General features: G+C 65.8%; 16 protein-coding genes. 12 read left to right on the top strand and 4 right to left on the bottom strand.

Annotated elements, in window-relative coordinates:
• The 3 genes from BMI86_RS12590 to BMI86_RS12580 are packed head-to-tail and all read left to right on the top strand — an operon-like array spanning position 1 to position 1716.
• Positions 1-606, top strand: a complete 606-nt coding sequence (locus tag BMI86_RS12590) for a glutathione S-transferase family protein (RefSeq protein WP_078541703.1) — start codon at positions 1-3, stop codon at positions 604-606.
• On the top strand, positions 599-1063 hold the full coding sequence (gene rnhA, locus BMI86_RS12585) for a ribonuclease HI (protein WP_078541767.1): 465 nt from the start codon (positions 599-601) through the stop codon (positions 1061-1063). The genes BMI86_RS12590 and rnhA overlap by 8 nt, the downstream gene beginning before the upstream one ends.
• Positions 1060-1716, top strand: coding sequence for a trimeric intracellular cation channel family protein (locus BMI86_RS12580; protein WP_078541702.1), 657 nt, complete (start codon positions 1060-1062; stop codon positions 1714-1716). The genes rnhA and BMI86_RS12580 overlap by 4 nt, the downstream gene beginning before the upstream one ends.
• 10 nt (positions 1717-1726) lie before the next feature.
• Here the strand turns inward: BMI86_RS12580 and BMI86_RS12575 are convergent, their stop codons facing one another.
• Positions 1727-2443, bottom strand: coding sequence for an LrgB family protein (locus BMI86_RS12575; RefSeq protein WP_078541701.1), 717 nt, complete (start codon positions 2441-2443; stop codon positions 1727-1729).
• On the bottom strand, positions 2436-2792 hold the full coding sequence (locus tag BMI86_RS12570) for a CidA/LrgA family protein (RefSeq protein ID WP_078541700.1): 357 nt from the start codon (positions 2790-2792) through the stop codon (positions 2436-2438). Before BMI86_RS12570 ends, BMI86_RS12575 begins: the two co-directional genes overlap by 8 nt.
• A gap of 239 nt (positions 2793-3031) precedes the next feature.
• Here BMI86_RS12570 and smc point away from each other — a divergent pair, with 239 nt between their 5' ends.
• The 6 genes from smc to BMI86_RS12540 all read left to right on the top strand — a co-directional run bounded on the left by smc (position 3032) and on the right by BMI86_RS12540 (position 10437).
• Positions 3032-6490, top strand: a complete 3459-nt coding sequence (gene smc / locus BMI86_RS12565) for a chromosome segregation protein SMC (RefSeq protein ID WP_078541699.1) — start codon at positions 3032-3034, stop codon at positions 6488-6490.
• Between the two features lie 132 nt (positions 6491-6622).
• Complete coding sequence (locus BMI86_RS12560; RefSeq protein WP_078541698.1) at positions 6623-7078, top strand: RidA family protein; 456 nt, start codon at positions 6623-6625, stop codon at positions 7076-7078.
• A complete protein-coding gene (locus tag BMI86_RS12555; RefSeq protein WP_078541697.1) occupies positions 7075-7842 on the top strand; it encodes a glycerophosphodiester phosphodiesterase family protein in 768 nt (255 codons plus the stop codon). Before BMI86_RS12560 ends, BMI86_RS12555 begins: the two co-directional genes overlap by 4 nt.
• A 57-nt stretch (positions 7843-7899) precedes the next feature.
• A complete protein-coding gene (locus BMI86_RS12550) occupies positions 7900-9087 on the top strand; it encodes a GNAT family N-acetyltransferase (RefSeq protein WP_078541696.1) in 1188 nt (395 codons plus the stop codon).
• Positions 9088-9126: 39 nt separating this feature from the next.
• Positions 9127-10008, top strand: coding sequence for a mechanosensitive ion channel domain-containing protein (locus BMI86_RS12545; protein ID WP_078541695.1), 882 nt, complete (start codon positions 9127-9129; stop codon positions 10006-10008).
• Positions 10009-10065: 57 nt separating this feature from the next.
• On the top strand, positions 10066-10437 hold the full coding sequence (locus tag BMI86_RS12540; RefSeq protein WP_078541694.1) for a 4a-hydroxytetrahydrobiopterin dehydratase: 372 nt from the start codon (positions 10066-10068) through the stop codon (positions 10435-10437).
• A 54-nt stretch (positions 10438-10491) separates the two neighbouring features.
• Here BMI86_RS12540 and BMI86_RS12535 read toward each other — a convergent pair whose 3' ends face one another.
• Positions 10492-10980, bottom strand: a complete 489-nt coding sequence (locus BMI86_RS12535; RefSeq protein WP_078522341.1) for a peroxiredoxin — start codon at positions 10978-10980, stop codon at positions 10492-10494.
• Positions 10981-11062: 82 nt separating this feature from the next.
• On the opposite strand from BMI86_RS12535, the gene BMI86_RS12530 reads away from it, so the two are divergent.
• The 3 genes from BMI86_RS12530 to BMI86_RS12520 are packed head-to-tail and all read left to right on the top strand — an operon-like array spanning position 11063 to position 13487.
• Positions 11063-12262 (top strand): FAD-dependent oxidoreductase, encoded by a 1200-nt coding sequence (locus BMI86_RS12530; RefSeq protein ID WP_078541693.1) that lies wholly within the window; start codon positions 11063-11065, stop codon positions 12260-12262.
• A complete protein-coding gene (gene rsmD, locus BMI86_RS12525; RefSeq protein WP_078541692.1) occupies positions 12259-12822 on the top strand; it encodes a 16S rRNA (guanine(966)-N(2))-methyltransferase RsmD in 564 nt (187 codons plus the stop codon). Before BMI86_RS12530 ends, rsmD begins: the two co-directional genes overlap by 4 nt.
• A complete protein-coding gene (locus BMI86_RS12520) occupies positions 12819-13487 on the top strand; it encodes an HAD family phosphatase (protein WP_078541691.1) in 669 nt (222 codons plus the stop codon). The genes rsmD and BMI86_RS12520 overlap by 4 nt, the downstream gene beginning before the upstream one ends.
• A 74-nt stretch (positions 13488-13561) precedes the next feature.
• Here the strand turns inward: BMI86_RS12520 and map are convergent, their stop codons facing one another.
• The gene (gene map, locus BMI86_RS12515; RefSeq protein ID WP_078541690.1) at positions 13562-14371 is read right to left on the bottom strand and encodes a type I methionyl aminopeptidase; all 810 of its coding nucleotides are present in this window, start codon (positions 14369-14371) and stop codon (positions 13562-13564) included.
• Positions 14372-14485 lie beyond the last annotated feature (114 nt).

The following is a 14485-nucleotide window of genomic DNA, read 5'->3' as shown; positions in this document are numbered from 1 at the left end:
ATGAAGCTTTATTCGATGCCCTCCTCGGGCAACAGCTACAAGGTGCGCCTGCTGATGGCGCTGCTGGGCCAGAACTACGACAAGATCGATGTCGAGTATGACACCGACGCCTTGGCCGAGGCTCACGAGAGCGGCGCGCTGCCCTTCGGGCGGGCGCCGGCGCTGCATCTCGACGACGGGCGGGTGCTCGCGGAGTCCAACGCGATCCTGACCTATCTCGGCGAGGGCTCGCGCTTCGTGCCGGAGGATCGTTTCGTCCGGGCGCAGATGCTGTCGTGGATGTTCTGGGAGCAGAACCAGCACGAGGGCGTCATCGCCGTGCGCGCCGCGATCCTGTGCTATCCGCATCGCGCGCATGAGCGCACGCAAGAGACGCTCGACGCGCTGGAAGTGCGCGGCCACGTCCTGCTGGGCATCATGGAGCAGCGGCTGGAGCAGGCCGATTGGCTCGCGGGCGACACGATGAGCCTCGCCGATATCTGCCTTTACGCTTACACCCATACCGCCGAGACCCGCGGCGGTTATGATCTCGAGCCCTTCCCGGCGCTGCGCCGCTGGCTCGACCGGATCGCAGCGCTCGACGGCTATGTGGGTCTCGATGCCTGAGCTTTTCGCATGGACGGACGGTGCCTGCAGCGGCAATCCCGGCCCCGGCGGCTGGGGCGTCTTGATGCGCGCGATGGACGGCGAAAGCGTCGTCAAGGAGCGCGAGCTGAAGGGCGGCGAGGCCGAGACCACCAATAACCGGATGGAGCTTCTGGCCGCGATCAACGCGCTGGAGACCCTGACCCGCGACACCGCGATCACGATCACCACCGACTCCGCTTACGTGAAGAACGGCGTGACCGGCTGGATTCACGGCTGGAAGCGCAACGGCTGGAAGACCGCGGCGAAGAAGCCGGTGAAGAATGTCGATCTCTGGCAGCGGCTGGACGAGGCGCAGCGCCGCCATCGCGTGACGTGGGAATGGATCAAGGGCCATGCGGGCCACCCCGAAAACGAGCGCGCCGACGAGCTCGCCCGCGCCGGGATGGAGCCCTTCAAACCGGCGAAGCAAAAATGACCGCCCTGCCCGACTGGCTGGGGGAGTTTCCCTTGGGGGCTGCGCTGGATTACGCCTCGGTGCTGGTCTTCGCGCTGACCGGGGCTCTGGTCGCCTCGCGCCAGCAGCTCGATCTCGTGGGCTTCATCTTCATTGCCGCGCTGACCGCTATCGGCGGCGGCACGTTGCGCGATCTGCTACTGGGCCGCGACCCGGTTTTCTGGGTCGGCGATCCGACCTATGTGCTGATCGCGGCAGGAGCGGCGGTGGTCGTCTTCTTCACCGCGCATCTTCTGGAAAGCCGCTACCGCGCGCTGCTGTGGCTCGACGCCTGCGCATTGGCGGTCGCGGTGCCTGCAGGCGTGGCGATCACGATGCGACTGGAGCATGGCCCGGTGATCGTGCTGATCATGGGCATCGCCACCGGCACGTTCGGCGGCTTGATGCGTGACGTGGTCTGCAACGAGGTGCCGCTGGTGCTCAAACAGGGCGAGCTGTATCTGTCCTGCGCGTTTGCGGGGGCCATGAGCGCGGTAATCGCGACGGCCCTCGGGGCGGATACGCTGATAGCGCTGATGATCTGCGGCGGCGTTACCTTTGCGCTGCGGGCCGGATCGCTGCGCTTCGGCTGGAAGCTTCCGGTCTACAAGGCGCGCCCACCGCGCCAATACTGACGGACGGCGATTAGCCGAAGTAACTCAGCACCACCGGCGCGAGGAAAGCGGTCAGCACCGCGTTCAGCCCCATGCCGATGGACGCAAACGCGCCCGCAGTCTCATGCACCTGGAAGGCGCGCGCCGTGCCGATGCCGTGTGCGGCCACACCCACCGCGAAGCCCCGCGCCCGCCAGTCGCGAAAGCCCAGCAGGTTGAGCATCGGCGTCACCGTGATCGCCCCGATCATGCCGGTCAGGATCACCAGCGCCGCGGTCAGCGACGGCTCGCCACCAAGCGATTGCGAAATCCCGATAGCCACCGGGGCCGTCACCGATTTCGGCGCGAGCGAGGCGAGCAGTTCAGGCCCCGCGCCCATCGCCTTTGCAATCGCCAGAACCGAGACGATGGCCGTGACCGACCCCGCCGCCAGACCCGCCGCGATCGGCAGAAGCGCGCGTTTCACCTTGGGCAGGTTCGCATGCAGCGGCACCGCGAGACAGACCGTCGCCGGGCCCAGCATGAAGTGCACGAATTGCGCCCCGTCGAAATAGCGCTGATAGGGCGTATCCGTCATCAGGAGCACCGCGCCGAGGATCACCACCGCGATCATCACCGGATTGGCGAAGGGGCTGCGGTTCAAGCGCCCGAAAATCGTATCCCCGATCCAATAGGCGATCAGCGTCGCCCACAGCCACAGCAGCGGTTCGGAGGACAGGTAGGACCAGAGCTTGAACGGATCAGTCATCGACATCGCTCCGGGTCAGCTTCGCCACCGCGACGAAGGCCGCCGCCCCGACCACGATCGCCAGCATGGTCGACACCACCAACGCGACCGCCAGCCCCAGCCCATGCTCGCGCAGCGCGCCGAGATGCGCGACGATCCCCACGCCCGCAGGCACGAAGAGAAGCGACAGGTGTTGCAAGACGAACTGGGCCGTGGGGCGCACGATCTGTTGCACCTTGCCCGAGAGGCTCATGAGCAAAAGCAGGAAGATCATCCCCAGAACCGGGCCGGGAAGCGGCAGTTGCAAAGCACGGGACAGGATCTCGCCGGCGAGTTGGCAGGCGAGGATCAGGGACAGGGCTGGGATCATCGGACGGCTCCTTGGGACGCACCTGATGCTAAGCCTCCGCGATCAAAAGGAAAAGACAGCGGAGGTGCATACCCGACTGCGTCGACGGGCATCTCGCACCCCCGATACCTGCGCAAGAATGCGCCAATATATTGTGGATAACAGCCCCATCATCGCCAGATGCGGTGTCTTTCCATTGACTCGCAGGCCTGCTCTACGGACACTCCTCAGAACTCAGTCAGATTCGGAAAGTTCGGCAATTGCGCTTCTCTCGGCTTCGTCTCAACGGTTTCAAGAGCTTCGTGGACCCCACGGATCTCGTGATCCATGACGGGCTGACCGGCGTCGTCGGACCCAATGGTTGCGGCAAGTCGAACCTCCTGGAAGCGCTGCGCTGGGTGATGGGCGAGAACCGCCCCTCGGCGATGCGCGGCGGCGGGATGGAAGACGTGATCTTCGCGGGCGCCTCGTCGCGCGGCGCGCGCAATTTCGCAGAAGTCGCACTGCAGATCGACAATACCGAACGGCTCGCGCCCTCCGGGTTCAATGACAGCGACGGGCTGGAGATCGTGCGCCGGATCACCCGCGATGCGGGCTCGGCCTATAAGGTAAACTCCAAGGACGTGCGCGCCCGCGACGTGCAGATGCTGTTCGCCGACGCCTCGACCGGCGCCCATTCGCCCGCGCTCGTGCGGCAGGGCCAGATTTCCGAACTGATCAACGCCAAGCCGAAGAACCGCCGCCGTATCCTCGAGGAAGCGGCCGGGATTTCGGGCCTCTATCAGCGCCGCCACGAAGCGGAGCTGAAGCTGAACGGCGCGGAACAGAACCTGACCCGCGTCGATGACGTGATCGAGCAACTCGCCTCGCAACTGGCCACCCTCGCCCGGCAGGCCCGCCAGGCCGCACGTTACCGCACCATCGGCGAAGAGCTGCGCCGCGCCGAGGGGATGCTGCTGTATCGCCGCTGGCGCGAAGCCGATCTGGCCCGCACCACTGCCGAAGAGGCGCATCGCGAGAAGGTCGCAGGGGCCGCGCAGGCCGAGAAAGCCTCCCGCGAGGCGGCGAAGGCGCGGCAGGGCAAGGAAGACGCATTGCCGCCGCTGCGCGAGGAAGAGGCCATCGCGGGCGCGATCCTGCAACGCCTCACCGTGCAGCGTGACGCGCTCTCGGATCAGGAAGATCAGGCGATCGCGCGGATCGAGACGCTGAAGGCCCGGATCGAACAGCTCGTGCATGACATGGAGCGCGAAGCGGGGCTCAACCGCGATGCGGGCGAGACGATCGGACGGCTCGAATGGGAGCAATCCCAGATCGCGAAAGCCTCCGAGGGGCATGAAGACAAGCTGGCGGCCGCGGTCGATGCCGCCCATGAGGCCGCGCAGATTTTGCAGGAGCGCGAGGCGCAACTTTCGGAGCTGACCGAGGATGTCGCGCGGCTCGCCGCCCGCCACCAGTCGTCCCAGCGCCTCGTCACCGACAACCGCGCGACGGCGGAGAAATCCGAAGCCGCCGCGGCGCAGGCGAAGCAGGCCGCCGAGGCCGCTGCCGCCGCGCTTGCGAAGGCGAATACGGAATTCGAGGCGGCCGAAGGCGCTCAGACACAGGCGCAGGCCGCCGCCGAAGCCGCCGAGGAAGCGCTTGGCCAAGCTGATGACGCGCGCGCCGAAGCGCAGGGCCGCGAAAGCGCGGCCCGGGCGGCACGCTCGGAAGCCGAGGGCGAAGCGGGGGCCTTGCGGGCCGAAGTGTCGGCGCTGGCCCGTCTGGTCGAGCGCGAAGCCTCCAACGGCCAGCAGATTCTCGACCGCGTCCGGGTGGATCGCGGCTACGAGGCGGCGCTCGGTGCCGCGCTCGCCGATGACCTGCGCGCGCCGGAAGTGGGCGAGGATGACGCGACCGGCTGGCAAGCCCTGCCCGACTATCCCGCGCCGCAGCCCCTGCCCGTCGGTGTCGAGCCGCTCTCGGCTCATGTGGATGTGCCCGATGTGCTGGTCCGCCGGATTTCGCAGATCGGTCTGGTCGAGGATTACGACGAGGGCGTGCGGCTGCAGGATCAACTGGCCCCCGGCCAACGGCTCGTCTCGACCGAGGGCGACCTGTGGCGCTGGGACGGCTATCGCGCAGGCGCCGAGGATGCGCCGACAGCCGCCGCGCTGCGCCTGCAACAGCTCAACCGTCTGGTGGAGTTGAAGCGCGATCTGGAAGAGGCCGAGGCGCGCGCTTCGGGCGCGAAATCCGCCCATGAGGCACTGACCGCCGCGCTGGCCGAGGCCACCCGCGCCGATGCCGCCGCCCGCGAGGCGCGCCGCGATGCCGATCGCCGTCTGGCCGAAGCGGGCCGCGCGCTCAGCCGGGCCGAGGCCGATCGCTCCATCGCCAGTTCCAAGCTGGAAAGCGCCCAGCTTGCCGTCGCCCGCCACGAGGAAGAGGCTGGCAGCGCGCGGATGGCACTGCGCGAAGCGGAGAATGCGCAATCCTCCCTGCCCGATCTGGACGCCGCGCGCGGCGACGTCGAGGCGGTGAAGATGACCGTTGAAGCGGCGCGCATGACGATGATGACCAAGCGCTCCGCCCATGACGAAATCCGTCGCGAGGGCGAAGCGCGGCTGAAGCGTCGGCAGGAGATCACCAAGGAAATCTCCGGCTGGCGGCACCGCTTGGAGACCGCCGAGAAACGCTCCGCCGAGCTGGAAACCCGCAAGATCGAGAGCGAGGCGGAGTTGAAGGATGCCTCCGCCGCGCCCGAGGAACTGTCTGCGAAACGCGCCGAGCTGTCGGAGGCCATCGCCACCGCCGAAGCGCGTCAGGCCGAAGCGTCGGACAAGCTGTCGGGCGCGGAAAGCGCCCTGCGCGAAGCGCAGCTGGCCGAGCGCGAATCCGAACGTCTTGCCGGTGAGGCGCGCGAAGCCCGCGCCCGCGCCGAAGCCCGCGTCGATGCGGCCCGCGAAACCGTCGCCTATGCCGCCGAACGTATCCTGGAGGAGACCGAGAAGTCGCCGCAGGACCTGTTGGCAAGCCTCGACGCCGATCCCGAGAAGATGCCCGACGCGGAGAATCTGGACAACGAGGTGAACCGGCTCAAGCGCCTGCGCGAGAGCCTTGGTGCGGTGAACCTGCGCGCCGAGGAAGACGCCCGCGAGGTGCAGGAAGAGCATGACGCGCTGGTGCAGGAGAAATCCGATCTCGAAGAGGCGATCCGCAAGCTGCGCGCCGGGATTTCCGGCCTCAACCGCGAAGGGCGCGAGCGTCTTCTGACCGCGTTCGAGCAGGTGAACGAGAACTTCCGCACGCTGTTCACCCACCTCTTCGGCGGCGGCTCGGCGAACCTGCAGCTGGTCGAAAGCGACGACCCGCTGGAGGCCGGTCTCGAGATCATGTGCCAACCGCCGGGCAAAAAGCTGTCCACGCTGTCGCTGCTGTCGGGTGGTGAGCAGACGCTGACCGCAATGGCGCTGATCTTCGCGGTCTTCATGGCCAACCCCGCCCCGATCTGCGTGCTCGACGAGGTCGACGCGCCGCTCGATGACGCCAATGTGACGCGCTTCTGCGACCTGCTCGACGAGATGACGCGGCGCACCGATACGCGCTTCCTGATCATCACCCACCACGCGGTGACGATGGCGCGGATGGACCGGCTGTTCGGGGTGACGATGCAGGAGCAGGGCGTGAGCCAGCTCGTTTCGGTCGACCTGAAGAAGGCCGAGGCGCTGGTGGCCTGAGGCAGAGGGGGCTCTGCCCCCGCGCATACTGCGCGCTCCCGGGATATTTCGATCAAGAAGAAGAGACGCGAATCCGCTTGCGGGGAAACAGGCGCGCGCCTAGCCTCGCCGCGAAATTTCATGGAGGGCGCAATGGCCAAGATCGAAGCACGTCTCGAAGAGCTGGGAATTCACCTTCCCGATGCCCCGGCCCCGGCGGCAAACTACGTGCCCTTCGTGCGCACCGGCAATCAACTGTTCGTCTCGGGACAGATCTCGAACGGGCCCGAGGGGCTGATCCGCGGCAAGCTCGGCGACGGGATGGATGTCGAAGAGGGCGCGATGGCGGCGCGGTTCTGCGGGCTGGCGCTGATCGCGCAGGCGAAAGCGGCCATTGGTGATCTCGACAAGCTCCGCGTGGTGAAGCTGGTGGGCTTCGTGAATTCGACGCCTGAGTTCACCGATCAGCCCAAGGTCGTGAACGGCTGTTCGGACCTGATGGTCGAAGTCTTCGGCGATGCGGGGCGTCACGCGCGTTCGGCGGTCTCGGCGGCCTCGCTGCCGATGGGCGTCGCGGTCGAAATCGAGGCGATTTTCGAGGTCGCGTGATGGCATTGCATCCTGATTTTCTCCGGCTTCCGATCGCGCATCGGGCGCTGCACGACTACACGCTCGGGCGCCCAGAAAACAGCCGCGGCGCAATCCGCGCGGCCATCGCGGCGGGCTACGGGATCGAGATCGACGTGCAACTCTCGGCCGATGGCGTGCCGATGGTGTTTCACGACTACGCGCTGGACCGGCTGACCGCAGAGCGCGGCCCGGTGCGCCAGCGCACGTCGGCAGAACTTGGCGCGATCCATCTGAGCGGCACGCAGGAGGGCATTCCGACCCTCGCCGAAGTGCTGAAGATCGTGGACGGGCAGGTGCCGCTTCTGGTCGAGATCAAGGATCAGGACGGCGCGCTCGGCCAGCAGATCGGCCCGCTGGAAGAAGCTACGGCGCTGTTGCTGCGCGATTACGAAGGCCCGGTTGCGGTGATGTCCTTCAACCCCCATGCGGTGGCGGCATTCGGCGAACTGGCCCCGGGCGTTCCGGTCGGGCTGACGACCTCGGCCTATCAGCCCAATGACTGGGCGCTGCTGCCCGCAGCGCGCGGCGACGAGCTGCGCCATATTCCCGATTTCGAGCGCGTCGGCGCGGCCTTCATCTCGCATGAGGCGAAGGACCTGAACGCGCTTCGGGTGAGTGAGCTGAAATCGCTCGGCGTGCCGGTTCTGTGCTGGACGATCCGCTCGGTCGACGAGGAGGCTCTCGCGCGTCGGGTGGCCGATAACGTGACCTTCGAGGGCTACCTCTCGGCGCTTCCGGCTTGACGCCGCGCGCGTCGAGCACAGATTCAGGCAAAGGATGGCCTAACCACCCGGGATAAAATGGATCAAAGCGTTGAAATCACGCTTTATTCGGATATTTCCGAAATAAGTGAAGAAGACTGGAACGCCTGTGCCTGCCCCGAAATCGGGGATGGGGAGCGGGCGTTCGACCCGTTCACCACGCATCGGTTTCTTGCTGCCCTCGAGGCTTCCGGCTCGGTCGGGCCGGGGACGGGCTGGGACGCACGGCATCTTGTGGCGCGGATGGGCGATCGGGTGATCGGCGTCGCGCCGCTCTACGTGAAATCGCACAGCCAAGGCGAATATGTCTTCGATCACGGCTGGGCCGATGCGTTCGAGCGTGCGGGCGGGCGCTATTACCCCAAGCTGCAATGCGCGGTGCCCTTCACCCCCGTAGCCGGACGACGTCTGCTGGTTCTGCCGGGGCTGGAAGAGGCCGGCGGCCGCGCGCTTCTGGCCGGGATGGCGCAGATCGCCGAAGGGGCCGGGGTATCTTCGGTCCATATGACGTTTTGCACCGAGGACGAGGCGGCGCTTGCCGCCGAGGCGGGCTGGCTGCCGCGGATCGGGCAGCAATTCCACTGGTTCAACGAGGGTTACGAGAGCTTCGACCAGTTCCTCGGCGAACTGAGTTCGCGCAAGCGCAAGACGCTGCGCAAGGAACGCCAGCGGGCACAGGCTTTCGGCGGCGAGATCGTTCAGCTGACCGGCGACGATATCCGGCCCGAGCATTGGGATGCGTTCTGGCAGTTCTATCAGGACACTGGCGCGCGGAAATGGGGCCGCCCGTACCTGAGCCGCGCCTTCTTCGATCTTCTGCACGAGATGCGCGACGACGTGCTTCTGGTGCTTGCGATGAACGGAGACCGCCCGATTGCGGGCGCGCTGAACCTGATCGGGCGCGATGCGCTGTTCGGGCGCTATTGGGGCTGTATCGAGGATCACCCCTTCCTGCACTTCGAGCTTTGCTACCATCAGGCGGTCGATTACGCGATCGCGCACAAGCTGAGCCGGGTCGAGGCCGGGGCGCAGGGCGAACATAAGCTGGCGCGCGGCTACCTGCCCGTTCCGACCTATTCCGCGCATTGGATCGGCCATGAAGGTCTGCGCGGGGCGGTCGCGGAGTATCTGGAGGCCGAACGCGCCGCCGTGGACGAAGATATCGAGGTTCTCACCGAAATGGGCCCGTTCCGAGCCCCCTCGGGTGGAAGCGACGAGCAGGCGTGATAAGTAACGATGTCAAAGACGTTTGAGCGGGAGCGATGAATGAATTTGAATGACCTGACCGATGTCAGCGCGTGGCTAACGCAGGATCGGATCGATGCGGCCATCATGGTTGCGGTGAATGTGGTGGCTGCGCTGGTGATCCTGCTGGTCGCGATGGCGATCTCGGCTTGGGCCAAACGGCGCATCGTGGCGCTGTCGCAGCGCTACAAACGGCTGGACGACACGCTCTTCGGCTTCCTCGGCAATATGGTGAAATACCTGATCCTCGCGATCGGGGTGATCTTCATCCTCAACCGCTTCGGTATTCACACCACCTCGCTGGCCGCCCTTGTCGGTGCCGCCGGTCTGGCTATCGGTCTGGCGCTGCAGGGCACGCTGTCGAACCTTGCCGCGGGCGTGATGATCATTCTGTTCCGCCCGTTCCGCCAAGGCGATTTCATCGCGGCGGGCTCGGAAAGCGGCACGGTGACCGAGATCCAGCTCTTTTACACGGTGCTGACGACCTATGACGGCATCCAGATCATCGTGCCCAACAGCGATATCTGGTCGAGCGCGATCACCAATTTCTCCGCCAACCCGACGCGGATGATGGATCTGACCATCGGCGTCGCCTATGACGCGGACCTGAAGAAGACGCAGGAAGTGCTGGAGAATATCTCGCTCTCCGATCCGCGCGCCCTGCCGGAGCCCGCGCCCGTGATCCGGGTGAAGCAACTGGGCGACAGCTCGGTCGATTTCACCTTCCGCGTCTGGGCCAAGACGGAAGATTTCTGGGGCCTGCAGGCGGAATATACCCGCAAGATCAAGGTGGAGTTCGACGCGAACGATATCGGCATCCCCTTCCCCACGCGCACACTCGAAGTGGTGCAGGTGCCGAAAATCGAGACCCGCAGCGTGACCCGCGAAAGCGGTGCCGCTTGAACTGGCGGCCCGGGGCTGCAAGGCTGCGGGCCAGCTTAACGCATCAGGGAGTAAGCGATGACATCGAAGCTCGAACCCGAGGAACGCAAGGCGCTGCTGAACGCGCTTGAAGATACCGGATGGCGCGCGGCCGATGGGCAGGATGCCCTGATCAAGCGGCTTCTCTTCAAGGATTTCTCCGCCGCGTGGGGCTTCATGAGCCAAGCCGCGCTCTGCGCCGAGAAGATGGATCACCATCCCGACTGGCGCAATGTCTACAACAAGCTCGAAATCACGCTGACGACCCACGATTGCGGCGGCATCAGCGTCCTCGATATCGAACTGGCCGGTGCGCTGGATTCGCTGGCCGAGGGCGTGGCCGAAGTCGACCGCGACATCGGGCGCCCGGTGATGCGTCTGACCGAACCGGTCGAAAAAGACGAAGACTAAACGAAAAACGCCCGGCTCCTTGGCCGGGCGTTTTCATTTTGTCAGGGCGGCGGATCAGAGTTCCGCGAGAAGGCCCTCGCCTGCCGAGGCCTCGCAGGTGCCGGGGCTTTCCTCGACATTCAGGTGCTTGACCACACCATCCTCGACGAGCATCGCGTAGCGCTTCGAGCGGTTGATGAGACCCGCGGGCGGCGCAGTGAAGTCCATCTCGATCGCCTGCGTGAAGGCGGCTTCCGGATCGGCCAGCATGGTCAGCCCTGCATCGGTCGCGCCCGTTGCCTCGCCCCAAGCCTGCATGACGAAGGGATCGTTGACCGAGACGCAGATGATCTCGTCCACGCCCTTTTCGGCGAATTGGTCCTTGGTGCGGATGAAGCTGGGCACATGCGCGGTGGTGCAGACGCCGGTATAGGCGCCAGGCACGGCGAAGATCACGATCTTGCGGCCCTTCATCTTGTCGCCAAGGCTCACGGGTTGCGGCCCTTCATCGCCCACGGCGAGGAAAGTCGCGCCGGGAAGAACGTCGCCGGTCGTTAAGGTCATAGAAAGCTCCGATTTGTTCGCGTTGCACTTGTTCCGCCCGTCGATATAGGGTCAGGCGCGAGCCGGGCCAGTGGAGAAAGTTATGAGCGGAATAGTGATCGTCGGCGCGGGACAGGCCGCAGCCTCCATGGCCGCGAAACTGCGGGCGCTGAAATATGACGGTGCGATCACCGTGATCGGTGCGGAGCCCATTCAGCCCTACCAGCGTCCGCCCCTGTCGAAGGCCTATCTGCTGGGCGAGATGGAGCTGGAGCGCCTGACGCTGCGCGCCCCCGACTGGTGGCAGGAGAACGACATCGCGCTGCGGCTCGGCACCTCCGTCACCGCGATCGATGCCGAGGCGCAGACGGTCACCCTGTCGGATGGCGAGACGCTCGATTATTCCGAACTCGCGCTCTGCACCGGGGCCACGCCGCGCCGTCTGCCCGCGGCGATCGGCGGCGATCTGGGCAATGTCTTCACCGTGCGCAACCTCGCGGATGTCGACCGGATGCAGCCCCATTTCACCCCCGGCAAGCGGCTCTTGGTGGTCGGCGGCGGCTATATCGGGCTGGAGGCGGCGGCAGTCGCCCGCAAGCTCGGCCTCGAGGTCACGTTGGTCGAGGCCGCCCCGCGCATCCTCGGTCGCGTCGCCTGCGAAGAAACCGCAGACGCGATCCGCAAGCTGCACAGCGAGCGCGGCGTCGAAATCCTCGAAGGGGTCGGCCTGACGCGTTTGACCGGCGAGGAGACCGTCACCGGCGCGATCCTCGAGGACGGGCGCGAATTGCCGGCCGATTTCGTGATCGTTGGCATCGGCATCACCCCCGACGAAGAGGTCGCCCGCGAAGCCGGTATCCATTGCGAAAACGGCATCGCCGCGGACGCGCAGGGCCGCACCTCCGCGCCCCATATCTGGGCGGCGGGCGATTGTTCTTCCTTCCCCGGGACCGAGGGACGTATCCGCCTCGAATCCGTCGGCAACGCCATCGACATGGGCGAGCTGGTCGCCGAGAACATGCTGGGCGCAGGCCGCGACTATGCCCCAAAACCGTGGTTCTGGTCGGATCAGTTCGACGCGAAATTGCAGATCGCCGGGCTCAATGCGGGCTATGATCAGGTCGTCAGCCGCCACGATGAAGGCAGCAGCTTCTGGTATTTCCGCGCAGGCCGCCTGATCGCGGTGGACGCGATCAACGACGCGCGCGCTTACATGGTCGGCAAACGCCTGATCGAAGCGGGCAAGCCCGTGACGCCCGAGGCGGTCGAGACCACGGCAGAGCTGAAAGCCCTGATGAAATGAGAATTATCGGTGGGGCGAAGCGCGGGCTGAAACTGGCGGATGTGGGTGCGGGCGACATGGACGCGCATCTGCGTCCCACGACCGACCGCGTGCGCGAGTCGATCTTCAACCTGCTGACGAATGGCGGGCATGGCAATCCGGTGCCCGAGGCGCGGGTGCTCGATCTCTTCGCAGGCACCGGCGCGCTGGGGCTGGAGGCTCTGTCGCGTGGCGCGGCCCGCGTCGCCTTCGTCGATGACGGCACCGCCGCCCGCGCGCTTCTGCGCCGCAATATCGAGGCGATGCGCGCGATGGGCGTGACCGATGTCTGGCGGCGCGATGCAACCAATATGGGTCCCAATCGCGGCCCCGGCTACGATCTGATCTTCCTCGATCCGCCCTACGGAATGGGGCTGGGCGAACGCGCCCTCGCCTCCTGTCTCGAGAATGGATGGATCGCTCCGGGCGCGATGATCGTTTGGGAAGAGAACACCCCGCCGATCCTGCCCGCCGCCCTCGAACAGCTCGACCAGCGCCGTTATGGCGACACGCTCGTAACCCTTGCCAGGATGTCTGAATGACGCACCACCCGAAGATCCCCCATGCCGTCCTGTTCGATTGCGACGGCGTGCTCGTCGACAGCGAGCCTGCGACCTTCGACCTGATCCAGGAAGAATTCGCCCGCTACGACTTGCACAAGACGATCTCCGAACTGGAGGAGGCCTTCATCGGCTCCACAATTGAGAATGTCTATCAATGGGGCCGCGAGCACGGGGCCGATCTGCCCGAAGGCTGGGTCGATAGCTATTACGAGGGGCTCTACGCCCGGCTGCGCGAGGGCACCGAGTTGATGCCCGGCATCCCGCGCCTTCTCGCCCGGCTCGATGCAGAGGGAATTCCCTTTGCGGTCGGCTCGAACGGGCGGCAGGCGAAGATGGAGGCGACGCTCGGGCAGCACCCGGATATCCGCACGCGGCTCGAAGGGCTGCTGTTCTCGGGGCAGGACATGGGACTGCCCAAGCCGAAGCCCGATCTCTACATCCATGCCGCGCGCCATCTGGGCGCTGACCCGAAGGCTTGCGTCGTGATCGAGGATAGCGCCACCGGCGCGCGCGCGGCGAAAAACGCAGGTATGCGCTGCCTCGGCTATTCTCCGAAAGGCGACAATCCGAAGCTCGCCGCGGAAGGGGCGGAACTGTTCACCGACATGGCTCAAGTGCCGCGGCTCATCGGCCTCGATCCCTGATCTTCGGCTTGGCGAAAGTATCCCGGGGGGCTGGCGCAGCCAGCGGGGGCAGCGCCCCCACCAACGCCTGACCTTTAGCGCCAGGTCGGGTGGAAGCGCCCCGCCGGCGAGGTGGTGAAGATCTCGCAGCCATCGGCGGTCACGCCCACCGAATGCTCGAACTGCGCCGACAGCGATTTGTCCCGCGTCACGGCGGTCCAGTCATCGGCCAGAACCTTGGTCTCGGGGCGGCCCAGATTCACCATCGGCTCGATCGTGAAGATCATACCCTCTTCGAGCATCGCGCCGGTGCCCGCGCGCCCGTAATGCAGCACGTTCGGCGGCGCGTGGAACACCTTGCCCACGCCGTGACCGCAGAAGTCGCGCACCACCGACATACGGTTGCTTTCGACGAATTTCTGGATCGCGTGACCGATATCGCCAAAGGTGTTGCCGGGCTTCACCTGCTCGATGCCGACCATGAGCGAGTCATGGGTGACCTGAATCAGACGCTCGGCCTTGCGGCTCAGATTGCCCGCGACATACATGCGCGAGCTGTCCCCGAACCAGCCGTCGAGGATCACGGTCACGTCGATATTGATGATATCGCCGTCCTTCAGCTTCTTGTCGCCCGGGATGCCGTGGCAGACGACATGGTTCACCGAGATGCAGCTCGCGTGCTGATAGCCGCGATACCCGATGGTCGCCGAGGTGGCGCCCAGCTCGCCCACGCGGCGTTCGATGAAGGCGTCGAGTGCTGCGGTCGTGACCCCCGGCTCCACCAGATCGGCGACCTCGTCGAGAATTTGCGCCGTCACCTGCGAGGAGGCGCGCATTCCCGCAAAATCGCTCTGATCGTAGATCCGGATTCCGTCCTTCGTGGTGCGGCCCTGAGTATCGTCCAACGGTCTGCTCCTTAAGGGTTTCGGCCTTTAGATAGTCACAAAAGCGGGGCTTGGCCAGTGCCCGGGCTTTTCGCGCCCCGTTCCGCGCCCTATACCAAGTCGAAAGGAGCCTCA

The organism is Thioclava sp. DLFJ5-1 (genome assembly GCF_002020115.1).
Classification (GTDB): domain Bacteria; phylum Pseudomonadota; class Alphaproteobacteria; order Rhodobacterales; family Rhodobacteraceae; genus Thioclava; species Thioclava sediminum.
This window is presented reverse-complemented; position numbering and strand designations above follow the sequence as displayed.